This window comes from Roseateles amylovorans (genome assembly GCF_025398155.2).
GTDB classification, from domain to species: domain Bacteria; phylum Pseudomonadota; class Gammaproteobacteria; order Burkholderiales; family Burkholderiaceae_C; genus Roseateles; species Roseateles amylovorans.
Genome location: NZ_CP104562.2, coordinates 3,732,029 through 3,754,910 on the forward strand (window position 1 = coordinate 3,732,029; position 22,882 = coordinate 3,754,910).

At 65.7% G+C, this 22,882-nt stretch carries 19 protein-coding genes and 2 tRNA genes; 3 read left to right on the forward strand and 18 right to left on the reverse strand.

Annotation, left to right across the window (positions count from 1 at the left end; all coding sequences use genetic code 11):
• Positions 1–241: 241 nt before the first annotated feature.
• The 4 genes from greA to N4261_RS15430 all read right to left on the reverse strand — a co-directional run bounded on the left by greA (position 242) and on the right by N4261_RS15430 (position 6,159).
• Positions 242–718 carry a transcription elongation factor GreA gene (gene greA, locus N4261_RS15415; RefSeq protein ID WP_261756177.1) on the reverse strand — a complete coding sequence of 159 codons (477 nt, stop codon included), beginning with the start codon at positions 716–718 and terminating at the stop codon, positions 242–244.
• An 83-nt stretch (positions 719–801) separates the two neighbouring features.
• A complete protein-coding gene (carB, locus tag N4261_RS15420; protein WP_261756178.1) occupies positions 802–4,068 on the reverse strand; it encodes a carbamoyl-phosphate synthase large subunit in 3,267 nt (1,088 codons plus the stop codon).
• An 18-nt stretch (positions 4,069–4,086) separates the two neighbouring features.
• Complete coding sequence (gene carA, locus N4261_RS15425; RefSeq protein ID WP_261756179.1) at positions 4,087–5,247, reverse strand: glutamine-hydrolyzing carbamoyl-phosphate synthase small subunit; 1,161 nt, start codon at positions 5,245–5,247, stop codon at positions 4,087–4,089.
• A 510-nt stretch (positions 5,248–5,757) separates the two neighbouring features.
• Complete coding sequence (locus N4261_RS15430; RefSeq protein ID WP_261756180.1) at positions 5,758–6,159, reverse strand: GlcG/HbpS family heme-binding protein; 402 nt, start codon at positions 6,157–6,159, stop codon at positions 5,758–5,760.
• Between the two features lie 100 nt (positions 6,160–6,259).
• Between N4261_RS15430 and N4261_RS15435 the strand changes: the two genes are divergently transcribed.
• Positions 6,260–6,970 carry a Bax inhibitor-1/YccA family protein gene (locus N4261_RS15435; protein WP_261756181.1) on the forward strand — a complete coding sequence of 237 codons (711 nt, stop codon included), beginning with the start codon at positions 6,260–6,262 and terminating at the stop codon, positions 6,968–6,970.
• 307 nt (positions 6,971–7,277) lie between these two features.
• Here the strand turns inward: N4261_RS15435 and rlmD are convergent, their stop codons facing one another.
• The 5 genes from rlmD to surE form a co-directional block, all read right to left on the reverse strand.
• Complete coding sequence (gene rlmD / locus N4261_RS15440; RefSeq protein WP_261756182.1) at positions 7,278–8,642, reverse strand: 23S rRNA (uracil(1939)-C(5))-methyltransferase RlmD; 1,365 nt, start codon at positions 8,640–8,642, stop codon at positions 7,278–7,280.
• A 108-nt stretch (positions 8,643–8,750) separates the two neighbouring features.
• Positions 8,751–9,854: an RNA polymerase sigma factor RpoS gene (gene rpoS / locus N4261_RS15445; RefSeq protein WP_261756183.1), complete on the reverse strand. Its 1,104-nt coding sequence runs from the start codon at positions 9,852–9,854 to the stop codon at positions 8,751–8,753.
• Positions 9,855–9,879: 25 nt separating this feature from the next.
• A complete protein-coding gene (locus N4261_RS15450) occupies positions 9,880–10,785 on the reverse strand; it encodes a peptidoglycan DD-metalloendopeptidase family protein (protein WP_261756184.1) in 906 nt (301 codons plus the stop codon).
• A gap of 55 nt (positions 10,786–10,840) precedes the next feature.
• A complete protein-coding gene (locus N4261_RS15455) occupies positions 10,841–11,671 on the reverse strand; it encodes a protein-L-isoaspartate(D-aspartate) O-methyltransferase (protein WP_261756185.1) in 831 nt (276 codons plus the stop codon).
• The gene (gene surE / locus N4261_RS15460) at positions 11,668–12,423 is read right to left on the reverse strand and encodes a 5'/3'-nucleotidase SurE (protein ID WP_261756186.1); all 756 of its coding nucleotides are present in this window, start codon (positions 12,421–12,423) and stop codon (positions 11,668–11,670) included. The genes N4261_RS15455 and surE overlap by 4 nt, the downstream gene beginning before the upstream one ends.
• 158 nt (positions 12,424–12,581) lie before the next feature.
• Here surE and N4261_RS15465 point away from each other — a divergent pair, with 158 nt between their 5' ends.
• Positions 12,582–13,559: an NADPH:quinone oxidoreductase family protein gene (locus N4261_RS15465; RefSeq protein ID WP_261756187.1), complete on the forward strand. Its 978-nt coding sequence runs from the start codon at positions 12,582–12,584 to the stop codon at positions 13,557–13,559.
• 79 nt (positions 13,560–13,638) lie between these two features.
• Complete coding sequence (locus N4261_RS15470) at positions 13,639–14,382, forward strand: LuxR C-terminal-related transcriptional regulator (protein WP_261756188.1); 744 nt, start codon at positions 13,639–13,641, stop codon at positions 14,380–14,382.
• A gap of 120 nt (positions 14,383–14,502) precedes the next feature.
• Here N4261_RS15470 and N4261_RS15475 read toward each other — a convergent pair whose 3' ends face one another.
• The 9 genes from N4261_RS15475 to uvrC form a co-directional block, all read right to left on the reverse strand.
• On the reverse strand, positions 14,503–14,658 hold the full coding sequence (locus N4261_RS15475; RefSeq protein WP_261756189.1) for a hypothetical protein: 156 nt from the start codon (positions 14,656–14,658) through the stop codon (positions 14,503–14,505).
• Between the two features lie 139 nt (positions 14,659–14,797).
• On the reverse strand, positions 14,798–15,775 hold the full coding sequence (locus tag N4261_RS15480) for an SOS response-associated peptidase (RefSeq protein WP_261756190.1): 978 nt from the start codon (positions 15,773–15,775) through the stop codon (positions 14,798–14,800).
• A 225-nt stretch (positions 15,776–16,000) separates the two neighbouring features.
• A tRNA-His gene (locus N4261_RS15485) sits at positions 16,001–16,076 on the reverse strand.
• A 181-nt stretch (positions 16,077–16,257) separates the two neighbouring features.
• On the reverse strand, positions 16,258–18,186 hold the full coding sequence (locus N4261_RS15490; protein WP_261756191.1) for a SurA N-terminal domain-containing protein: 1,929 nt from the start codon (positions 18,184–18,186) through the stop codon (positions 16,258–16,260).
• 144 nt (positions 18,187–18,330) lie between these two features.
• Positions 18,331–18,406: transfer RNA gene (locus tag N4261_RS15495), tRNA-Val, on the reverse strand.
• 163 nt (positions 18,407–18,569) lie between these two features.
• Positions 18,570–18,887, reverse strand: a complete 318-nt coding sequence (locus N4261_RS15500) for an HU family DNA-binding protein (RefSeq protein ID WP_261756192.1) — start codon at positions 18,885–18,887, stop codon at positions 18,570–18,572.
• A gap of 264 nt (positions 18,888–19,151) precedes the next feature.
• Positions 19,152–19,718 carry a CDP-diacylglycerol--glycerol-3-phosphate 3-phosphatidyltransferase gene (gene pgsA / locus N4261_RS15505; protein ID WP_261760722.1) on the reverse strand — a complete coding sequence of 189 codons (567 nt, stop codon included), beginning with the start codon at positions 19,716–19,718 and terminating at the stop codon, positions 19,152–19,154.
• A gap of 274 nt (positions 19,719–19,992) precedes the next feature.
• Positions 19,993–20,580, reverse strand: a complete 588-nt coding sequence (locus N4261_RS15510) for a hypothetical protein (RefSeq protein WP_261756193.1) — start codon at positions 20,578–20,580, stop codon at positions 19,993–19,995.
• Between the two features lie 111 nt (positions 20,581–20,691).
• The gene (uvrC, locus tag N4261_RS15515; RefSeq protein ID WP_261760723.1) at positions 20,692–22,860 is read right to left on the reverse strand and encodes an excinuclease ABC subunit UvrC; all 2,169 of its coding nucleotides are present in this window, start codon (positions 22,858–22,860) and stop codon (positions 20,692–20,694) included.
• Positions 22,861–22,882: the final 22 nt, after the last annotated feature.

Consider the following 22,882-nt stretch of genomic DNA (forward strand, 5'->3'; position numbering starts at 1 on the left):
CCGTCAGAGCAGGCCTTCAGCCCCAACCCAACGGAGCCCACGGGACCGGCTCCGCCGGACCGTCAGGCTCGCCCCCATGAGGGGGCCGGCGCAGCCGGTAAGGGGCCCCCGGTCATGGCCGCACGCGCCCCGTCAGCGCAGGCCTTCAACCCCAACCCAGCGGAGCCCACGGGACCGGCTCCGCCGGACCGTCAGGCTCGCCCCCTTGAGGGGGCCGGCGCAAGCCGGTAGGGGGTGGTCGTCAGACATACCGGACGTCGACGATCTCGTAGCGCTTGATGCCACCGGGGGCCTGCACTTCGGCGACGTCGCCGGCTTCCTTGCCGATCAACGCGCGCGCGATGGGCGAGCTGATGGAGATCAGGCCCTGCTTCAGGTCAGCCTCGTCGTCACCGACGATCTGGTAAGTGACCTCGTTGCCGGACGCTTCCTCTTCCAGGTCCACCGTCGTGCCAAACACCACCTTGCCGCCCGCATCCACCGTCGCGGGGTCAATGACCTGCGCGGCCGCCAGCTTGCCCTCGATTTCGAGGATGCGGCCTTCGATGAAGCCCTGCTTGTCCTTGGCCGCCTCGTACTCGGCGTTCTCGGACAGATCGCCCTGCGCGCGCGCTTCGGAGATCGCATTGATCACCGCATGCCGCTCGACCGTCTTGAGTCGATGCAGTTCTTCCTTGAGCATTTCAGAACCGCGCTTGGTCAATGGGATCGTGGCCATGTCTCTAGAACCTTGAAAAACAAAACAAACCGCCGCTGCCGCTCAGGGTCGCTGAGCAGCGGCGGCGGAATGGATGAACCAGTTTAATGCAGTTCTGCGTGCAGTTCCTGCAGCGATTGCACCAGCAGGCCGTCCTTGTGCTTCATCCCTTCCACAGCGGCTTCACAGCCCGCCAGGGTGGTGTAGTAAGTCACACGGTTGGCCAAGGCGGCCTGGCGAATGTGGCGGCTGTCGGCGATCGCGGTGCGGGTCTCATCCACAGTGGTGAACACCAGTTGGATGTCGCCGCCCTTGATCATGTCGACGATGTGCGGGCGACCATCCTTGACCTTGTTGACCACGCGCACCGGCACGCCGGCTTCGCTGATGGCCGCGGCGGTGCCCTTGGTCGCCACCACGCCAAAGCCCAGCTCGGTCAGATCGCGGGCGAGTTGCACCGCACGGACCTTGTCGCCGTTCTTCACCGTGATCAGCACATTGCCTTGGCGCGGCAGGCGCGATCCCGCACCCAGCTGGCTCTTGAGCATCGCCTCGCCGAACGTGCGCCCCGCCCCCATGACCTCGCCGGTCGAACGCATTTCCGGGCTGAGGATGGGATCCACGCCAGGGAACTTGTTGAACGGGAACACGGCTTCCTTGACGCTGAAATACGGCGGCTGGATCTCCACCGGAGGACGGCCATGGGCAGCCTTCTGGTCCTTCAGCTTGACGCCCGCCATGCAGCGCGCGGCAATCTTGGCCAACGGCTGGCTGGTCGCCTTGGACACGAACGGCACAGTGCGCGAGGCCCGTGGGTTCACTTCCAGCACATAGACGGTGTTTTCGGCCAGGCCCTTGGTGACGTCGCCCTGGATCGCGAACTGCACATTCATCAGTCCGATGACCTTCAGTGCCTTGGCCATGGCCGCCGTCTGGCGGCGCAGCTCTTCCTGCAGCTCCTGCGACAGGGTGTACGGCGGCAGCGAGCAGGCCGAGTCACCGGAATGGATACCGGCCGCCTCGATGTGCTCCATGATGCCGCCGATCATGGTGTCGGCGCCATCGCAGATGCAGTCGACATCCACCTCGACCGCATCCTCCAGGAAGCGATCCAGCAACACCGGCGACTTCTCGGAGACCCGCACCGCCTCGCGCATGTAGCGCTCGAGGTCCTTGTCGCCGTGCACGATTTCCATCGCGCGGCCGCCCAGCACATAGCTCGGGCGCACCACCAGCGGGTAACCGATCTCGTTGGCCAGCGCCACGGCTTGGTCTTCATTGCGCGCGGTGCGGTTGGGCGGCTGCTTCAGGCCCAGCTCATGCAGCAGCTTCTGGAAGCGCTCGCGGTCCTCGGCGATGTCGATGGAGTCCGGGGTCGTGCCGATGATCGGCACGCCGTTGGCTTCCAGGTCCAGCGCCAGCTTCAGCGGGGTCTGGCCGCCGTACTGCACGATCACGCCGACCGGCTTTTCCTTGGCCACGATCTCGAGCACATCTTCCAGCGTCACCGGCTCGAAGTAGAGGCGGTCGGAGGTGTCGTAGTCGGTCGAGACGGTCTCGGGATTGCAGTTGACCATGATGGTCTCGTAGCCGTCTTCACGCATGGCGAGCGCGGCATGGACGCAGCAGTAATCGAACTCGATGCCCTGGCCGATCCGGTTCGGACCGCCGCCCAGCACCATGATCTTCTTCTTGTCCGTCGGGTTGGACTCGCACTCCTCGTCGTAGGTCGAGTACATGTAGGCGGTCTGGGTCGCGAACTCGGCGGCGCAGGTGTCCACGCGCTTGTAGACCGGACGCACATTCAGCGCGTGGCGGGTCTTGCGGACCTCATGCTGGTTGGTGCCCAGCAGCTTGGCCAGACGCTTGTCGGAGAAGCCCTTCTTCTTCAGCAGGCGCAGCTCATCGGTGCTCAGGCCGGCCAGGGTGCGACCCTTCAGGCTGAGCTCGATCTTCACCAGTTGCTCGATCTGGGCCAGGAACCACGGGTCGACCTTGGTCTCTTCGAAGACTTCTTCCAGCGTCATGCCGATGCGGAAGGCGTCGCCCAGGAACAGGATGCGCTCCGGACCGGGTTCACCCATTTCCTGGATGATTTCCTCGCGGTCGCTGCTGCGCTCGCTCAGGCCGTCGATGCCGGTTTCCAGGCCGCGCAGGGCCTTCTGGAAGGATTCCTGGAAGTTGCGGCCCATGGCCATCACTTCACCGACCGACTTCATCTGCGTGGTCAGACGCGAATCGGCCATCGGGAACTTCTCGAAGGCGAAGCGCGGAATCTTGGTCACGACGTAGTCGATGCTCGGCTCGAACGACGCCGGCGTGATGCCGCCGGTGATGTCGTTGCGCAGCTCATCCAGCGTGTAGCCCACTGCGAGCTTGGCCGCGATCTTGGCGATCGGGAAACCGGTCGCCTTGGACGCCAGCGCCGACGAACGCGACACCCGCGGGTTCATCTCGATGACCACCATGCGGCCGTCGACCGGATTGATCGAGAACTGCACGTTGGAGCCGCCGGTGTCGACGCCGATCTCGCGCAAGATGGCGATCGACGCATTGCGCAGCAGCTGGTATTCCTTGTCGGTCAGCGTCTGGGCCGGGGCCACGGTGATCGAGTCACCGGTGTGGATGCCCATCGGATCCAGGTTCTCGATCGAGCACACGATGATGCAGTTGTCCGCCTTGTCGCGGACCACTTCCATCTCATACTCTTTCCAGCCGATCAGCGACTCTTCGATCAGCAGCTCATTGGTCGGGGACAGGTCGAGGCCGCGCTTGCAGATTTCCTCGAACTCCTCCGGGTTGTAGGCAATGCCGCCGCCGGTGCCGCCCAGGGTGAAACTGGGGCGGATGACCATCGGGAAGCCGTCACCGCCGATGTCGGCCTGAATGCGCTTTTGCACGCTCCAGGCCTCTTCCAGCGAATGCGCGATGCCCGACTTGGCCGAACCCAGGCCGATCTTGGTCATCGCGTCCTTGAACTTCAGACGGTCCTCGGCCTTTTCGATCGCCTTCTCATTGGCGCCGATCATCTCGACCTTGTACTTGTCCAGCACACCGTGCTTGTGCAGGTCGAGCGCGCAGTTCAGCGCGGTCTGGCCGCCCATGGTGGGCAGGATCGCATCGGGGCGCTCCTTGGCGATGATCTTCTCGACCACCTGCCAGGTGATGGGCTCGATGTAGGTGACGTCCGCGGTGTCCGGGTCCGTCATGATGGTGGCCGGATTGCTGTTGACGAGGATGACCTTGTAGCCCTCCTCGCGCAGCGCCTTGCAGGCCTGGGCGCCGGAGTAGTCGAACTCGCAGGCCTGGCCGATGATGATCGGGCCGGCGCCGATGATCAGGATGCTTTGGATGTCAGAACGCTTTGCCATAACGGGTCTCTCTCTTCATCAGGCCTTGGACATCAGACCGATGAAGCGGTCGAACAAGTACGAAATATCGTGCGGGCCGGGACTGGCTTCGGGGTGACCCTGGAAGCAGAAGGCCGGCTTGTCGGTGCGGGCCAGGCCCTGCAGCGTGCCGTCGAACAGGCTCACATGCGTCGCACGCAGGTTGGCCGGCAGGCTGTCGGGATCCACCGCGAAACCGTGGTTCTGGCTGGTGATGCTCACCCGGTTGTTGTCCAGATCCTTGACCGGATGGTTGGCGCCGTGATGGCCGAACTTCATCTTGAAGGTCTTGGCGCCCGAAGCCAGCGCCATGATCTGGTGACCCAGGCAGATGCCGAAGGTGGGGATGCCGGCTTCGATCAGTTGCGCAGTGGCCTTGATGGCGTAGTCGCAGGGCTCCGGATCTCCGGGACCGTTGGACAGGAAGACACCGTCCGGTTCGAGGTCGAAGACCTCGGAGGCCGGCGTCTGTGCCGGCACGATGGTGACCTTGCAGCCGCGCGAGGCCAGCATGCGCAGGATGTTGCTCTTCACGCCGAAGTCGAAGGCGACCACATGGAAACGTGGCGCGGTCTGCTGGCCGTAGCCTTGGCCGAGGGTCCACTCGGTTTCGGTCCAGACTTCACGCTCGGTGCGGCTGACCACCTTGGCCAGGTCCAGACCGGCCATGCTGGGCGCCCCCTTGGCCTGGGCGATCGCCTCGTCGATGTGGGCCTGGGTGATCTGCTGACCGGCCTCCAGGGCCAGGATGCAGCCGTTCTGGGCGCCCTTTTCACGCAGCACGCGGGTCAGGCGGCGGGTGTCGATGTCGGCGATGGCGACGGTGCCTTCGTCGCGCAGGTATTGGCGGAGCGAGCGGTTCTTGCGGAAGTTGGAGTCCAGAACCGGCGCCTCCTTGATGATCAGGCCAGCGGCATGGATCTTCGAAGCCTCGACGTCCTCATCATTGACGCCGTAATTGCCGATGTGCGGATACGTCAGGGTGACGATCTGGCGGCAGTAGCTGGGGTCGGTGAGGATTTCTTGGTAGCCGGTGAGCGAGGTGTTGAACACCACTTCACCGACGGTCCGGCCGGCGGCGCCGAGCGCGGAACCCTTGAAGACCGTGCCGTCTGCCAGGGCGAGGATCGCGGGAGGAGCGGAAAGCAGATCGGGCAGCACGGGGAACTCCGTTGTTGTGCGCGCGCCCTGCTCTGCTCCTGGCCCTGATCGACAGCGGTCCGGTGCCTGATCGTCAGCCTGACCGTCGGCCGAATCGTGAGCTGGGTCGTCCGCCTCGCTGCTTGCCGCCTCGGCACCCTGGACAACGGGGGCGCGGCTGGATCGAGCGAGTGAAGGAACTGACGGAGCTGACGGGACTGACGGGACTGACGGAGGCGACCGAGGTGACGGACGCTGATCGGGGCACTCGTGAGAGTGAATCCGAGGGGATTGGGGGTGGAGGTTGCCGGACGCGGTAGGTTGCGGGTAAACCTGCAAAGTATAACCCGCCAGGGTATCTACCGAGCACATTTGCGCAAACTGTCATCAGCAGGACACCACCGGTGTGCGATTGACACCCCGCGCCGCGCCGACCTGCACCAGCAGGCCCCCCCCAATCGCCCCAATCGCCCCAATCGCCCCTCCCCGCCCCTCTGTCGCCAGGCTGGGCAAGGGGCGATGGCGCCCCGGTCAGCCCAGTGCGGCGATCCCGGCCTTGGCGATCTGCGCGTCCTCGCTGGACTTCACACCGCTCACGCCCACGGCGCCGACGCAAAAGCCTTCCACCATCACCGGCACGCCGCCTTCGAGCAGGCCTTCCAGCGGCACGCTGAGGAACGCGGCCCGGCCGTTGTTGACGATGTCCTCATAGACCTTGGACTCGCGCCGCCCCATCGCGGCGGTCTTGGCCTTTGCGGGCGCGATGACCGCCGACGTGGCGGCGGCATTGTCCAGGCGCTGCAGCCACAGCAGATGCCCGCCGTCATCGACGATCGCGATCGTCACCGCCCAGTTGTGCTTGACCGCCTCGGCCTCGGCGGCAGCGGCGATGCGCTTGACATCCTCCAGGCTCAGATAGGGCTTCTGCTTCATGGTCATCCTGTTCATGTCAATGGTGAGAGTCGCACTTTATCGAAGGCCAAACACGAACGCCTAGAATGACATCAACTTCCACTTCATGAGGCGCACGCGCATGAACGACCACAGCCTGCAACCACAAGGCAATCCGGGCGGCTTCGGCGGCCTGAATTCCTCTTTCGCCGCTGACCGCCAGCGCGTGCTGCGCAATACCTACGCGCTGCTGGCCCTGTCGCTGATCCCGACGGTGCTGGGCGCCTGGATCGGTGTCCAGACCGGCCTCATGGCCGCCATGGGCACCGGACTGAGCATGGTGGTGTTCTTCGTCGGGGCGTTCGGCCTGATGTTCGTAGTCGAAAAGACCAAGAACTCGTCCACCGGCGTCATTGCCCTGCTGGGCTTCACCTTCTTCATGGGGCTGATGCTGTCGCGGCTGCTGGCCGCGGTGCTGGGCTTCAAGAACGGCGGCACGCTGATCATGACCGCCTTCGGCGGCACGGCGGCCATCTTCTTTGCCATGTCCACGCTGGCCACCGTCGTCAAGCGCGACCTGTCCGGCCTGTCGAAGTTCCTGTTCGTCGGCGCGGTGATCGCGATGATCGCAGGCATTGCCAACGTCTTCCTGCAGTCCACCGGCGTGCAACTGGCGCTGCTGGTGGCCGTGCTGGGCATCTTCTCGGCCTTCCTGCTGGTGGACGTCAAGCGCATCATCGACGGCGGTGAGACCAACTACATCAGCGCCACGCTGAACATCTACCTGGACCTGTACAACGTGTTCACCGCGCTGCTGCAGCTGCTGGGAATTTTCGGCGGCGACCGCGACTGAGCGGTTCGAGGCGACAGGCGCTCGATTGACATCGAGGGCCCCGCCAGAACCAAAGAGCCGCGAGGGCAACCTCGCGGCTCTTTTTTCTTTGCCCTAGTCCGCCGACCATCCCCCCCCCCCCACCGTGCCCCGATCCGCGCACAACGCCGCAGCAGTGCGCGGCACAAGGACGCAGGCAGGTCATGAGGGATGTGTGCGCCGATCAAACGAAAAAAATGCCGCGGAGTCACCTCTGCGGCATTTGTTCGGCCCCTCCTGTGATCAGGGGCGAAGGCGATGGGCAAGCGCACGCGCCTAACCCCTCACCTCAGCGCTCGAAGACGGCGATCGATTCCACGTGCGCTGTGTGAGGGAACATGTTGACCGCTCCGGCATTCGTGCAGCGATAGCCCGCCACGTTGACCAGCAACCCCGCATCGCGCGCCAGCGTGGCCGGATTGCAGGAGACATAGACGATGCGACGGGGCGGCGTCCAACCCGGTGCCAGCGACGGATCCTGCACCAGATCCGCCAGCGCCTTGACCAGCGCGAAGGCGCCTTCGCGCGGCGGATCCACCAGCCAGCGATCAGATTCGCCATCGGCGGCCAGCAGTTGAGGTGTCATCTCGAACAGGTTGCGGGCGACAAACGATGCCTTGTGGTCGAGCTGATTGCGCACGGCGTTCTCGCGGGAACGCTGGACCAGCGCTTCGCTGCCTTCGATGCCGAGCACCTCCCTCGCCTGCGTGGCCAGCGGCAGCGTGAAGTTGCCCAGGCCGCAGAACCAGTCAATGACCCGCTCCCCCGGCTGCACGCCCAGCAGACGAAGTGCTCGCCCCACCAGCACCGTGTTGATGTGGTGGTTCACCTGGGTGAAGTCCGTCGGCTTGAACGGCATGACGACACCGAACTCCGGCAAGGTGTAGGCCAGCTCGGGGCCGTCCTTGTCCAGCAGATGAACAGTTTCCGGCCCCTTGGGCTGCAGCCACCACTGCACGCCATGCAGGGCGCCGAACGCCCGCAGCTTGCCGACGTCGCCCTCGCTCAGCGGCTCCAGGTGACGCAGCACCAGGGCAATCACCAGCACGCCGGCGCTGTCACCAATCGCCAGTTCGATTTGCGGCAGGCGATCACGCGCTTCCATCGAGCCGACGAGCTCCCGCAGCGGCATCAGCATCGCGCTGACGCGCTCCGGCAGCACCTTGCAGACTTCCATGTCGGCGATGTAGCGGCTCTTGCGCTCATGGAAGCCGACCAGCACATGGCCCTTCTTCGGCACATAGCGCACCGACAGGCGGGCGCGGTAGCGATAACCGGTGGCCGGCCCTTCGATCGGGCGGAGCAGGCTTTCTGCCTTGACCTTGCCCAGGTGCCAGAGGTTGTCCTCCAGCACCCGCTGCTTCACGGCCACCTGCGCCGCCGGATGCAGATGCTGCATCTTGCAGCCACCGCAAGCGCCCGCATGCAGCCCGAAATGCGGGCACACCGGGCGCACCCGCTGAGAACTCTCACGGCGCATGGCCACCAAGGCGGCCTGCTCCCAGTTGTTCTTCTTGCGGCCGACGCTGACCTGCACTTCCTCACCGGGCAATGCGCCCTCGATGAAGACCACCTTGCCCTCGCTGTTGTGGGCGACGCCCTGCGCTTCGAGGTCCAGCGATTCGACCTTCAGCCATTCCGATACATCAGTCATGGGCGGCGATTATCCCCGCACCACAGCCCGCCGTTGCGTGCGGCGGGATCGGGTCGTGGATTCCTCGTGCCGTGGCTGAAACGATGGCCGCGCGATGGCGCTGCGCGATCAGAAGATCGAATCGCGATCGATGCCCAGCCGCATCATGTTGCGCTTGAGCTTGGCCAAGGCCTCGATCTGGATCTGTCGGATGCGCTCCCGGGTCAGTCGAAGTCGAACGGCGAGAACGTCCAGGGTTTCCGGCTCCCGGTCCGCCAGGCCGTAGCGCCCGGCGAGTACTTCGCGCTCGCGTTCGCTGAGCGCGGCCAAGCCGTTCTTCAACAGATCCTCCAACTCATGGCTGAGCCGTTGGCCGACGGGATCCATGGCCTGCTCGTCGGCGACCAGATCCACCATCGACTCACCGCCCTCGCCATTGCGGTCGACCGGTGAATCCAGCGAACTGGGCAGTTCCGAATAGGCCAGCAGCTCCGCGATCTCTTCCACCGGCCGCCCCAGGGCCTGCGCCACATCCTCGGCTCGGACCTGACCCTCGCCGCCACGCTCGGCGGCCAGGGCCTCCAGCGCGCGACGCGCCTTCAAGACCTGGTTGAGTTCGCGGACGATGTGGACGGGCAGCCGGACCAGGCGCGCCTGATGCATCAGCGCCCGCTCCACCGCCTGGCGGATCCACCAGCTGGCGTAGGTCGAGAAGCGAAAGCCGCGCTCGGGTTCGAATTTGCCGATGGCATGCATCAGCCCGAGGTTGCCCTCTTCGATCAGGTCGCTCATCGGCAGACCGCGACCGAGATAGTTCTTGGCAATGCTCACCACCAGGCGGAGGTTGTGCTCGATCATGGCCTGGCGGGCCTCGAAGTCGCCGGCCCGGGCGCGGGTGGCGGTCTCGAATTCTTCCTGAGGGGTCAGCAGCGGGGTGCGCCGGATGTCGCGCAAGTAGGCCTGCAGCGCATTGCCGACATCGCCATCGGCCGGGGCCAGCAAGGCATTGCCGGCGGCCGTGTCACGTTTCGCGCCGTTGCTGCGCAGCGCCTGGGCCTCGTCGTCGACATCGGACCCGGTGACCGCCTCGGCATCCAGTTCGGTCTCTGCCGGCGCGGGCTCACCCGACAGCGAACGCGCCGCCAGGCCCGGTGGGATGACAAAACGACCGGGGCCGGGGTCCCGGCCATCGGGCAGGTCGTGCCCGTTCATCGAGGCGGCGCGTTGGTTCATGTCGCGGCGCCTCCTTCAGCGCCTACTAACGCGCGGGCAGCAGTTTCGCAGGGTCGATCGGCTTGCCCTGCTTCCGCACCTCAAAGTGCAGTTTGGTCTGATCCGCGTCGGTAGAACCCATCTCAGCAATCTTCTGGCCCTTGCGCACCACTTGGTCCTCCTTCACCAGGAGGGTCTGGTTATGCGCGTAAGCCGTCAGATAGTTCGTGCTGTGCTTGATGATGATCATGTTGCCGTATCCGCGCAAGCCCGCACCCGCGTACATCACGCGGCCATCGGCCGCAGCAAACACCGGATCACCGGGCTTGCCCGAGAACGCCAGGCCTTTGTTACGGACTTCGTCGAAGCCCGCAATCACCGAACCGGACGCGGGCCAGCCCCAGGTGATGTCGTCGTCGTCACGCGGCAGGGCCGGCACCGTGGCCGGCGCCGGGGTGCTGGCCGGGGCCGCCGTCACCGCGGGCGCGGAAGCGCCGCTGGCGGGCGTGCCCGAGGCGATGGGGGCCTTGCCATCCAGCGGACGGGCTTCGACCTTGGTCGAGGTCAGCGGACGTGTGGTGACCGCGGTGGGATCCACACCGGGCGGCACCACCCGCAACACCTGACCCACTTCGATGAGGTTGGGATTGTCCATCCCGTTCCAACGGGCGACATCCCGCCAGCTCTGGCCGTTGTCCAGGGCGATGCGGATGAGCGTGTCTCCTGGCTTGACGCTGTAGTAGCCGGGCTTGCCCGCATTCTCCGCGCCGGGCAGCGGCTTGGGCAGCTCAGCGGCGGGGCTGGGCGGCGGGGTCGTCGAAACGACGGGGGCCGGCCGGCCGCCGACGCTGCGTTCCTCGACCGGTGCGCGATGCGCCGGACCGGCGCAACCCACCAGGGCCATTGCCAGCACGGAAGACCAAAGCAGCGGAAGACGAAGAAGTTGTTGCATGCGTTCGTGTTTGTCGTTGCGGAGCCATGTGCGCCTCGGTTGTCCCGAGCTGGCGCTACATGACGCCCGATTTTAGGGGCACGAAGAGGACCGCTTCATGCAGGCTGCGCACAAAACGCGAGCCTTGTGCGTCGCAAACATGATCGATCAACACCAGCACCTGACCGCGCCCGCTCGGGGCCGTCATCGGTGCGACCAACCGGCCGCCTGGGGCGAGCTGATCGAGCCAGGCGGGTGGAATGTCATCGCCACCGGCGGCGGCGATGATGCTGTCGTAGGGCGCCGCTGCGGGATGGCCGAGCATGCCGTCGCCATACACCAGCCGGATCTGCGGATGACCGGCGAGATGGGTGCGGGCCTTGTCGTGCAACGGGCGCAGGCGTTCGATCGACACCACCTGCCGCGCCACCTGCATCAGCAGCGCCGCCTGGTAGCCGCAGCCGGTGCCGATCTCCAGCACCTTGCCCAGATCGCCGCGCTGCTGCGCCCCCGGTGCGGCCAGCATCAGCGCCATCATCCGTCCTACCACCGACGGTTTGGAGATCGTCTGCCCGTGGCCGATCGGCAGGCTGGTGTCCTCATAGGCCTGGGTGGCCAGCGCCGTGTCCACGAAGGCATGCCGAGGCACGGTGGCCAGCGCCTGCAGCACCCGCTCGTCACTCAGACCGTCGCGGCGCAACCGCTGCACCATGCGCTGACGCACGCCCACCGAGTCCAGACCGAGCCCGCTGGGCGGCACCTGGCGCGCCTTGATGGCCGCGGCCTGCTGCCAATGCCGCTGAGGCTTGAGCGGCTCGCGCGCATCGCTGGCCCCGGCGGCCTTTGGCGCGCCGAGCTGGTCCAACGAGAGCGGGAAGCGCTTGCCGCGCGGCGGCAGGTCGCTCATGTGCCGGCGTCGAGCTGGAGACGTTGGCGCCAGTTGCCGAGTGACGCATGCTCGGTCAGGTCGACCTGCAACGGCGTGATCGACACCATGCCGTTGGACGTGGCGTGGAAGTCCGTGCCCTCGCCGGCTTCGCGCGCATCCCCGGCAGGTCCGATCCAGTAGATCATGTCGCCGCGCGGGCTGCGCTGCTGGATGGTGGCTTCGCTGGCATGCCGTCGACCCAGCCGGGTCACGCGCCGAGGCAGCGAGGCAGCATCCGAGCGGTTCGGAATGTTGACGCTCAGCAGGAAGGATTGATCCAGTCCGCCGGCAATCACCTGCTGCACCAACTGACGCGCCATCGCGGCCGCCGCCTCCAGATGGGACCAGCCCTTTTCCACTTGCGAGAAGGCGATCGACGGGATGCCGAACAGATAGCCCTCGGTGGCGGCGGCCACGGTGCCGGAGTAGAGCGTGTCGTCGCCCATGTTGGCGCCGTTGTTGATGCCGGACAGCACCAGATCGGGCCGGTAATCCAACAGGCCGGTCAGCGCCAGATGGACGCAGTCCGACGGCGTGCCGTTCACATACCTGAAGCCGTTGGCGGCGGTGTAGACCGACAGCGGTCGGCTCAGGGTGAGGGAGTTGGACGTGCCGCTGGCGTTCTGCTCGGGCGCGATCACTTCGATCTGGCCGAGCCCTTCGCAGGCGGCCACCAGGGCATGCAGGCCGGGGGCCAGATAGCCGTCGTCATTGGCGATGAGTATGCGCATGAGGGCATTGTAGGCAGCACGTCACCTCAGCGACGCAGGGTCTCTCCCCGTCTGCCTATCATCCGCCCGACCGCATCGGGTCCCGACGCTGCTTCAGCGCCGGGGCACGCCGCCAACGGTCCGGATCCCTACCGACCCTTCCATCAAGGAGACTCCCCATGAACGCCTGGCTGTGCGAGAACCCCACAGGGGTCGATGCGTTGCAATGGAAGGAACTGCCGACACCCACACCCGGCCCCGGTCAGTTGCGGGTGGCCATCCAGGCGGCCAGCCTCAATTTCCCGGACCTGCTGATCATCCAGAACAAATACCAGATGAAGCCGCCGCTGCCCTTCGTGCCGGGCACCGAGTTCGCCGGCATCGTCGAGGCGGTCGGCGACGGGGTGACGGGCTTCAAGGTGGGCGATTCAGTGGCGGCCTTTACCGGCACCGGGGGGTTTGCCACCCACGCCTTGGTGCCGGCCGCACTGGCCCTGCCGCTGCCGGCGGGATTTCCGTTCGAGGACGCCTCGGCCTTCATCTGCACCTATGCGACCAGTCATCACGCACTGATCGATCGAGCGGCCCTGCAGGCGGGCGAGACGGTGCTGGTGCTGGGTGCGGCAGGCGGCGTCGGCACGGCGGCAATCCAGGTCGCCAAGGCGGCTGGCGCACGGGTGATCGCAGCCGCCTCCACCGACGAGAAATGCGAGAAATGCCTGGCCCTGGGCGCCGACGCCACCATCAACTACACCACCACGCCGCTGCGCGATGCGCTCAAGACCCTGACCGAGGGCAAAGGTCCGGACGTGATCCTTGACCCTGTTGGCGGCGACATGGCGGAAGCCGCTTTCCGCTCCATCGCCTGGCGCGGACGCTACCTGGTCGTCGGCTTCGCGCAGGGCGGAATTCCGTCGCTGCCGCTGAACCTGACGCTGCTCAAGGGGGCCTCGCTGGTGGGGGTGTTCTGGGGGGAATTCGCCAAGCGGGAACCGCAGCGCAATGCCGCGATGATGGGCGCGTTGGCCCAGTGGTATGCCGCTGGCAAGATCAAGCCGGTCATCGATCAGGTGCTGCCGATGCAGGACCTGCCAAAGGCGTTTGCGCGGATGAGCTCCCGCCAGGTGGTGGGCAAACTGGTCGTGGTCAATTCCTGAACCGCCCACACCCTTCTTCGCGGGGCATGCAAGGTGACGGCCCTTTGCTAGGATGCAGAAGCTTTTGCTTCTCCACACCATGGCCGTCAAAGTACTTATCGTCGAAGACAACCCGGTAGCCCGGAGCTTCCTGTGCCGGGTCGTGCGCGAGAGTTTCAGCGACGGCATGGAGATCACCGAAGCCGGCGACCTCGAAGGCGCACGTCGCCATTTGGCCAAGGTCGAGGCCGAAGGTGGGCCGGGAAGCGGCTTCAAGCTCATCCTGGTCGACCTGGAGCTGCCCGACGGCAACGGCATGGAGTTCCTGGGAGAGCTGGCCAACAAGCCGGCGGTCAAGATCGTCACCACGCTCTATTCGGATGACGATCACCTCTTCCCCGCCCTGCAACGCGGTGCGGACGGCTACCTGCTGAAGGAAGACCGATTTGAAGTGCTGGTGGAGGAGCTGCAGCGCATCGTGCGCGGCCAGCCGCCGCTGTCACCGGCGATCGCGCGGCGCTTGCTGTCGCACTTCCGACCCGGATCCAGCGGGGATTCCGGTCCGATGGGTCTGAATTCCGGCTTTGGCACCCTCACCTCCAGCGCCTCGCCCAGCACGCGGGGCGTCACGCTGGAGCCGCTGCCCGAATGGGAACGGCTGACCCCTCGCGAGAACGAGGTGCTGACCTACCTCAGCAAGGGCTTCACCATCAAGGAAATCGCCAACCTGATGGGCATCAAGTGGTTCACGGTGAACGACCACATCAAGTCGATCTACAAGAAGCTGAATGTCTCCAGCCGGGCCGAAGCGGCCGTGCTGGCGAGCAAACAGGGCCTTGTCTGAGCCGCTGCGAAGCGCGCAAGCGTGTTCCGCCCACTGGCGGATGCGAATCTCAGCGCTGACGGTGCGGTGCTGACCCAAGGCCCCTGAGTCCTCGCGGGCCCGGGTCAGCTCGCCCGGCGATCAACCCGGCTTGTTCTTCAGCTTGCCCTTGGGCATGACGGCGGTCATGGGAGCCACAGGGCGTGTGGAGACCGAGGACGAGGTGCTTTCCTTGGAGCCAGTGTCCTTCTTCGGCTTCTTGTTGGCCTTGTCGTTGCGTTGTTCGCCTTTTGGCATGGGTCAGTCCTGGTTGAGGGTCAAAGTCAGGACGGCACTCTACTACCGCTTCAGGGCGCCGAACATCGGAAGCGATCACGGCGCGTCCAACGGCAGCGGCCGGCGCACGGTCGAGCGCCTCGCGGTCGACCATGGCGTCTTATCGGCCGTCATCGGAAAGGTGATCGGGAAGGTCATCGGGCGACGCAAACACGCGCTCGCGAAGCAGAGCATCCGTGGCCTGCGCATCAGAAAGGTCGAAGAACTCGGCCGGCGGCGGGTGCATCAGCGCGCGCGCATGGGCCTCGTCGCCGCCCATCCAAGCCATCCAATCCTGGGGCTCGATGTGGATCACGGCGCGCTTGTCCTGCGCCTGCGGGGGCAGCTTGGGGTCAGGTCGATGCAGACGCCGCAGCAGCGGATGGTCGTCGCAATTGCAGGTCAGCAGGGTGTAGCTGGGAACGAGCTCGCCGGTGACCGGGTCGATCCATTCGTTCCAGAGGCCGGCCAGCATCCACGGCAGCCCGTCGGCACGACGCAGTTGCCACCAGCGGTTGCGCCCTGTCTCCCAATTCGGCTCCTGGTACCAACTGGCCGGAATCAGGCACCGTCGCCCGCTGCGCCAGGCCTCCCGAAACGTCGGCAACGTGGCGACGGTTTCGGCGCGTGCGTTGTTGGTGCTGCGCGGGCGCGGGGCCGGCGTCTTCTTTCCGGGGACAGCCTTCGGCTGGACCATGTCGCGTCGAGACGGCGCGCCCGGCCGGATCAAGCCCCATTGCCCCCATTCACCTTTCACCCCCAGACGGCCGCCCTGCACGACCGCGCGGAGAAAGAAGCCGGTATCGAAAGGCCCCACCGTCGGCTTGATCACTACCGGCGATGCGACGCGTCCAGCGCCGACCCGGTCATCCACCACTTCGGGCAGCCACAGCTTGCCGATGTGCCGGCGGACGTAGATCTCGAAGTCGTCCTTCGGGCTCATGTGGTACAGGTTGCACATGAATCGATTGTGAGCCGCGGAAAGGCCACCAATCGCGCGCCAGTGCCGCGCATACCCGATTCCAGGGGCATCCGGGAGGGATGCTCGACTGGCCCAACGCTTCGCTGCTGACAACGCGGCAATGCGGCAATGCGGCAATGCAGAACTTGACGGTCTGAGGATGAGGAGATGACGACCGCTCCAAAGCGCAGATCGTTGCCGGCAATGCGGTCCGTCTTGGCTGTCCCCGGTCCGTATCCGTATCCGTATCCGTCCCCGTCCCCGTCTCGACAGAGCGGCAGCGGCAATGGGTTCAAAGCGTCTCCCGACGCACAAAGAAAAACGCCGACAAGACTTTCGTCTTGTCGGCGTTTCCTTATTCGGTGGGGTGGCTAATGGGACTCGAACCCACGACAACCAGAATCACAATCTGGGACTCTACCAACTGAGCTATAGCCACCGGAGAAGCCTTAGATTATGGCCAACTTTCCTCTTGTTGGGAAGTACTTTCTGAATCTTTTTTCATTCGCGGCATTCTCATCACCATGCCGCTTCTCAATGACCGGCCGACCCACCGCTTCAATGAAGCCGTGCGCGACCGATCAGGCCATTCAGCCAAGCGCCTCAGCGGCGCCTGGCCATCAATTCGTTGCAGCTGATGCCGCGTCCGCCGCCTTCAATGCCGACGGCTTCACCGTGGCTTTGTATTGCGTCTTCAGCGCGCCGTAATAGGCCTGCGCTTCCGCCGCGGACCACAGTTGGGCGTATTGGTCGGATGCCCGCTTGGCATCGACCACCGCCGGATCACGCGGCAGCAGCTTGCCGATGCGCACCACCAGGTAGGCGCCCTCACCGGCATCCACACCGACATAGGCCGGCAGCTTGCTCACGTCGGCGCGCATCACTTCCACCAGCGCCTTCTGCGGCAGGTTGCCCGGCTTGGCACGCGACACGACGATCGCCTCACCCAATCCCTCGACGCCACCGCTCTTCTTCAGATCGGCCAGGCGCTGCTGGCCGGCCTTCACGGCCGCCTCCGAAGCATGCTGACGCATCCATTGCGCCGCGACCTTGTCCTTGACGTCTGCCAGCGCCGGCACACGCGCTGCCTGGTGCGACACCACACGGGCCGACACCATTTGGCTGGCGCCAGTTTCGACGGCCGGCGTGTTGCGCTTGTTGTTCAGCGCATCCGAGCTGAACACCGCGTCCAGCAGCTTGGCCGAGGCCAGCGGCCCGGTGGCGTCAGCGGCCGGCTTGCGCTGCACGGTGGCCTTCTGGACGGTCAGCTTGAACTTCTCAGCCACCGGACGCAGGCTGTCGCTCTGCTCATAGACGGTGTTGTTGAAGTCTTCAGCCATTTCGGCGTAACGCTTCTGGGCGTCTTGCTTGCGCAGCTCGGCCTCAATCTCCGGGCGCACCGACTCGAACGGGCGCACGCCGCCGCCGCGCACCGCGGTCAGTTGAATGATGTGATAGCCGAAGTCGCTCTGCACCAACTCGCTGATCTCACCCTGCTTCAGCGCGTAGGCAGCATCCTCGAACGGTTTGACCATCGCGCCACGACCGAAGAAGTCCAGGTCGCCGCCGCGGGCGGCCGAGCCTTCGTCTTCGGAGTTCTTGCGAGCCAGTTCCGCGAATCCGGCCGGATTCTTCTTGGCTTCCGCCAGCAGGGCCTCCGCGCGTGCCTTGGCCTTGGCCTTGGCATCGGCCGTCATGCCGTCACCGGCCTTGATCAGGATGTGGCTGGCACGACGCTCTTCCGGCAGCGAGAAGCGCGCCTGGTTGGCCTTGTCGTCATAGAACTTGCGGACATCTTCCGGCTTGACGGTCAGCCCGGCCTGCAGCGCGCTGGCGTCCAGCATCACGTACTCGATCTGGGCCGATTCCTGCAGCTGGTAGGCGGCGGAGACCTTCGAATCCTTGTAGAAGGCTTCCAGGTCGGCGTCGCTGGGCTTCAGGCTGGCGGTGAAGTCCTTGGCGTCGAAACGCTGGAACTGCAGCTCACGCTGCTGGAGGAAGGCGTCGAAGGCCAGATTGGCACTGGCCTGCGAGGCCAGCGCGCTTTCGGTGATCGGCGCCAGCACCTGGTTGTTCTGGATGTCCTGGCGCAGACGGGCCAGGAAGCTGTCGGCCGTCATGCCCTGGGCCGCCAGCAGCGCGACATTGAGCTTGCCGTCCGGACCCCGGAGCACCGCGAACTGCGGGTCGTTGCGAATCAGGTTGATCAGCTGCTCATCGGTGACGGTGCGATGCTCGTTGCGGACCACCGCCTGCAGCACCTTCTCGCGCACCAGGTTGTCCAGCACGTTCTTGCGCACTTCCGGCGAGTCGAACAGCTTGGCGTCGACCGTCGGCATCTGGGCGCGCATGCGGTCCACCTGCTGACGCTGGGCCACATCCCATTCGGCCTGGGTGATGTTGTGGCCATCGACCTTCGCCACGGCGGCATTGCTGCCGTCCAGGAAACGGCTGTAACCCTCGACACCCAGCAGCACGAAGGAAGGCAGGATCAGGATCAACAGCACGAACTGGAACAGCCGGGTGTGCTTGCGTACGAAATCAAACATCAACAACCTCAGGTGGACACGGCAGCCGAGCCCGGTGGCGGCGCTCCCAGGGAGCCCGCTTGCCGGCGGCATCACAGATGACATCACATGCGACAAAGGCGAACCTGGGTTCGCCTTTGAGCTGCGGCATTCTAGCCTCGGGAATGGTGGGCGCTGACGGTCTCGAACCGCCGACCTACTCCGTGTAAAGGAGCCGCTCTACCAACTGAGCTAAGCGCCCGAGGAATTCTGTACAACCACCCATGTCGCTGGGCCAGCGCACGGACACTCAAGATGCCCGTGGACACATTCGAGGAACCTCTCCGAGGTCGGGTCCCTCAGCGGTGGCACCCCAGACCGATTGGCTTCGGCCTTCGCATCACCGCGTGGCGGAGGCGTTCAGATCAACGCTTTGACGCGCCGCCCTGCTCACCACCGCGCTTCGATCCTCCGTTGACCGCATCCTTCAAGGCCTTGCCCGGACGAAACTTGGGCACCTTCGCCGCCTTGATCTTGATCGCATCGCCCGTCTGAGGATTGCGTCCGCTGCGGGCCGCCCGCTCGGAGACGCTGAAGGTACCGAAGCCCACCAGCGACACGGAGCCGTTTTTCTTGAGCGTGGTTTTCACGCCGCCGATCACAGCCTCCAGCGCACGCCCGGCAGCGGCTTTGGAGATGTCTGCCTGCTTGGCGATGTGCTCGATCAATTCGGACTTGTTCACGAAGGTACCCCCTCTTTGATTTCACCGCGACGGCCCACCGCCCAGGCGGCCATCACCACCGAACCGGTCGCGCCGCCGACATCTCATCGATCAAAGCCCGACGACATCCCGAGCGGCGCGGGAAGCGGATTCTAGACGGATTCACCCGCTCGCCCGATCAGGGAGAAGTCCCGATAGCCGGGACATGCGCGCCAGTCGCCCGAGCGACAGCGCTCGCCGCCGAACGACGCGATGCAGCCCGAGATGAACGGACCGCCCGCAGGCTCAGCGCACCTTTGCCCGGATCTCGGGCAGCGCCTTCTGCAGGTAGTACACCATCGACCAGATGGTCAGCACCGCGGCGAGGTAGATCAGCCAGGTGCCCCACAGCCGGGTGTTCACCCAACCGAACAGCACGCCGTCATACAGCAGGAACGGGATGGCCACCATCTGCACCGTGGTCTTGAGCTTGCCCAGCATGTGGACCGCCACCGACCGCGACGCACCGATCTGCGCCATCCATTCGCGCAGCGCAGAGATCGCGATCTCGCGCCCCACGATCACCAGCGCCACCAGCGCATCGACGCGCTGCTGCTCCAGCAACACCAGCAGCGCGGCACACACCAGGAACTTGTCCGCCACCGGATCCAGGAAGGCGCCGAAGGACGAGGTCTGGTTGAGCTTGCGTGCCAGATAACCGTCCGCCCAGTCGGTCAGCGCGACAGTGATGAACAACACCGTGGCCAGCAGGTTCTGATGGGCGGGGGACATCTGCAGATGGAACACCCCGACGATCAGCGGGATGGCCACGATGCGGGCCCAGGTCAGCAAGGTAGGCAGCGTCAGAAACATGGACGGCATTGTGCCCACCTTTTTATGCGGTTTCGCCTCTGAATCAGTGGCCCGGAACCTCCGGACTCCCGCTCGCGAGCGACGAGGTCCCCATCATGCGCCGAGTCACGCCGCTTTCCTCGCATCAGTCGGGCGGATGTCAACCCGATGAAGCCGTTCGTCGCACGTCGCTTGGCAAGCCCGTGCCACCGGATCGCTGGATTGGGGACGCCCCTTGCGGACCCCATCGGCGGCGCCTCCGCGAGGCAGTTCTCAGGCCGCTCCGCGACGACCCTCACTCGTCAAGGGTGCGCGGCTTGAACCGGCGATCGTCGTTGAACAGGAAGACCTCGTTGAACTTCCACGGATGAGGCAGCCGGCTCACGTCGCCGAACGGCGCGGCCTTGTGCACGGCGGCGATGGCCAGATCGATGGTGTCCACCGCCTGACCAGGCCGACGCAGCACCCGAATGTGTTTGACCGAACCGTCTCGGTTGAGCTCGATCTCCAGCACCGGGATCGCCAGCAGCACCGCCGGCACCTCGCCCATGTAGATGCGATCCGGGTTGGCGGCGACCAGGCGTTGCGCCGCCTGCCGCCGCAGCGCCTCATGGGTGCTGACCGGCAGCGGTGCGCCGAGCGACCGCATCGGCGCCGCCCCTCCGGCCCCCGCGCCACCACGGCTTCCGGATGCCAGATCCGGCGCCGGCGCCGGACGAGGCGCGCTGGGACGCACCGGCTCGGCAGCCGGCTCGGGCGCCGCGGGTGCACGCGGCGCCTGGTTGCCGCAGCCCGCCAGAAGCAGACTCAGGCCCAACCGGGCCGCCCATCGACCGCTGCGCGCCATCGGCGCGCCCTTCAGACCCCGGATGGGTGTCGACATGTCCTGATCCTTGTTGAAATCCATTCACCTGACATCGGCAGCGACGGCGCGCCCGGCATCGATCCCCGCCACGCCGTCCGCACCCGCATTGCGGCCACCCCGCCACATGGATCAATGCAGCGCACGGTAGATCTCCTCCGCCAGTTCGCGGGAGATGCCCTTCACACTGCACAGCTCTTCCACACTGGCCCCGGCCACGCCGCGCACACCGCCAAAGCGCTGCAGCAACTGCGCCCGCTTCTTCGGCCCCACGCCCGGCACATCCTCCAGCCGCGAGCCGCCGGTTCTCACCGACGCCCGCTTCGCCCGCATGCCGGTGATGGCGAAGCGGTGAGCCTCGTCCCGGATCTGCGCCACCAGCATCAGCGCGGCGGAGTCGCGACCCAGATAGACTTTTTCGCGACCATCGGCGAACACCAGCTCTTCCAGGCCGACCTTGCGGCCCTCGCCTTTCTCGACGCCCGCGATGAGGCTCAGGTCCAGGCCCAGTTCCTCGAACACCTCGCGCGCCATCGACACCTGACCCTTGCCGCCGTCCACCAGCACCAGGTCCGGCAACCGACCCGTCCCATTCTGAGCCGCCTCCGCCATCTTGCTGTAACGGCGTGTCAGCACCTGACGCATGGCCGCGTAGTCGTCCCCGCCGGTGATGCCCTCGATGTTGAACCGCCGGTATTGGCTGCTCTGCATCTGGTGCCCCTCGAACACCACACACGAGGCCTGTGTCGCCTCGCCTGCGGTGTGGCTGATGTCAAAACATTCGATGCGGAACTTGTCCAGTTCCGCCACGCTCAGGTCCAGCGCATCGACCAGCGCACGGGTGCGGGCCTGCTGAGAACCCTCTTCGGACAGCAGACGGGCCAGCGCCAGCTCGGCGCCCTTGGCACACATCTCCTGCCAGATGCGGCGCTGCCCTCGCGGCTGGGCCTGGGTGGTCACCCGGTAGCCGGCCTGCAGGCTCAGCGCTTCGGACAAGGCTGGATCCACTGCATCGGTCAGCACCAGCAACGACGGCACCGGCGCCTCCAGATAGTGCTGCGCAATGAAGGCCTCCAGCACCTGGCGCTCCGGGCTGGGCCGCTGCGGCCGCGCTGCCCGCCCAGTCTGCGCAGGCGCTGCGGCCGGTTGGGCCTGCGCGTCCAGCGCTTCGCCGGCGCCATCGGCGGCACCGGCGGTATCTGCGCCCTCCACGCTTCGGGCACCCTCGGCGCCATCAGCGCCATCAGCGCCATCAGCGCCACCAGCGCCAGCAGCGCGTTCCGCAGCGTCAGCCAACTCCGCTCGCTCGCCGGCTTCGGAGCCATCGGCGAGCCCGGTGGACTGCTCCTCTGCGGTGGCCTCCGGCATGGGCAGATCGTCGTCATCGATCAACTGGACGGCCGTCCCATCCTCCACATGCTTGGGGAAATAGGCCCGATCGCCCAGATGACGCCCGCCGCGCACCATGGCCAGATTGACACAGGCCCGACCGCCCTGCAGCTTCACCGCCAGGATGTCGACATCCCGGTCACGCCCGGTCGCGCTGTTCTCATCCACAGCCTGCTGCTGCAGCACCTTGGACAGGGACACGATCTGGTTGCGCAGCTCGGCCGCCTGCTCGTACTGCATCCGTTCGGCGTGGGCCATCATCTGCGCCTGCAGCCCATCCATCACCTCCTGAGTCTCCCCCAGCAGGAAACGCTCCGCGTTGCTGACGTTGCGGCGGTAGTCGTCGGTCTGCCCCTCCGGCACGCACGGGCCGGAGCATCGACGGATCTGATACAGCAGACACGGCCGACTGCGGTTGTTGAAGACGGTGTCTTCGCAGGTGCGCAGATGGAAGACCTTCTGGATCAGTTGGATCGACTCCTTCACCGCCCAGGCCGTCGGGAACGGGCCGAAGTAGCGATGGCGACGATCGACCGCACCGCGGTAGTAGCTGATGCGCGGCCAGGCATGACTGGACAGGCGCATGTAGGGATAGCTCTTGTCGTCCCGGAACAGGATGTTGAACCGCGGGTTCAGTGCCTTGATCAGGTTGTTCTCAAGCAGCAGCGCTTCGGCTTCGGTCCGCACGACCGTGGTTTCCAGCCGCGCGATGCGGGCCACCATCATGCCGATGCGGGTGCCGCCATGATCCTTCTGGAAATAGCTGGACACCCGCTTGCGCAGGTTCTTCGCCTTGCCGACATACAGCACATGATCCTGCGCATCGAAATACCGGTAGACGCCCGGCAGTTGCGGCAGTGCGGCGACCTCGGCCAGCACCCGGTCGCGCGCCGCCCGCGCGGCCGACTCCATGTCGGCCACGCGCCGACCTTCA

Excerpts from the sequence above, each read along its gene's own strand:
- greA (WP_261756177.1), bottom strand. The coding sequence starts at position 718 with ATGGCCACGATCCCATTGACCAAGCGCGGTTCTGAAATGCTCAAGGAA.
- carB (WP_261756178.1), bottom strand. The coding sequence starts at position 4,068 with ATGGCAAAGCGTTCTGACATCCAAAGCATCCTGATCATCGGCGCCGGC.
- N4261_RS15430 (WP_261756180.1), bottom strand. The coding sequence starts at position 6,159 with ATGAAGCAGAAGCCCTATCTGAGCCTGGAGGATGTCAAGCGCATCGCC.
- N4261_RS15435 (WP_261756181.1), top strand. The coding sequence starts at position 6,260 with ATGAACGACCACAGCCTGCAACCACAAGGCAATCCGGGCGGCTTCGGC.
- rlmD (WP_261756182.1), bottom strand. The coding sequence starts at position 8,642 with ATGACTGATGTATCGGAATGGCTGAAGGTCGAATCGCTGGACCTCGAA.
- rpoS (WP_261756183.1), bottom strand. The coding sequence starts at position 9,854 with ATGAACCAACGCGCCGCCTCGATGAACGGGCACGACCTGCCCGATGGC.
- N4261_RS15450 (WP_261756184.1), bottom strand. The coding sequence starts at position 10,785 with ATGCAACAACTTCTTCGTCTTCCGCTGCTTTGGTCTTCCGTGCTGGCA.
- N4261_RS15455 (WP_261756185.1), bottom strand. The coding sequence starts at position 11,671 with ATGAGCGACCTGCCGCCGCGCGGCAAGCGCTTCCCGCTCTCGTTGGAC.
- surE (WP_261756186.1), bottom strand. The coding sequence starts at position 12,423 with ATGCGCATACTCATCGCCAATGACGACGGCTATCTGGCCCCCGGCCTG.
- N4261_RS15465 (WP_261756187.1), top strand. The coding sequence starts at position 12,582 with ATGAACGCCTGGCTGTGCGAGAACCCCACAGGGGTCGATGCGTTGCAA.
- N4261_RS15470 (WP_261756188.1), top strand. The coding sequence starts at position 13,639 with ATGGCCGTCAAAGTACTTATCGTCGAAGACAACCCGGTAGCCCGGAGC.
- N4261_RS15475 (WP_261756189.1), bottom strand. The coding sequence starts at position 14,658 with ATGCCAAAAGGCGAACAACGCAACGACAAGGCCAACAAGAAGCCGAAG.
- N4261_RS15490 (WP_261756191.1), bottom strand. The coding sequence starts at position 18,186 with ATGTTTGATTTCGTACGCAAGCACACCCGGCTGTTCCAGTTCGTGCTG.
- pgsA (WP_261760722.1), bottom strand. The coding sequence starts at position 19,718 with ATGTTTCTGACGCTGCCTACCTTGCTGACCTGGGCCCGCATCGTGGCC.
- N4261_RS15510 (WP_261756193.1), bottom strand. The coding sequence starts at position 20,580 with ATGTCGACACCCATCCGGGGTCTGAAGGGCGCGCCGATGGCGCGCAGC.
- uvrC (WP_261760723.1), bottom strand. The coding sequence starts at position 22,860 with ATGGAGTCGGCCGCGCGGGCGGCGCGCGACCGGGTGCTGGCCGAGGTC.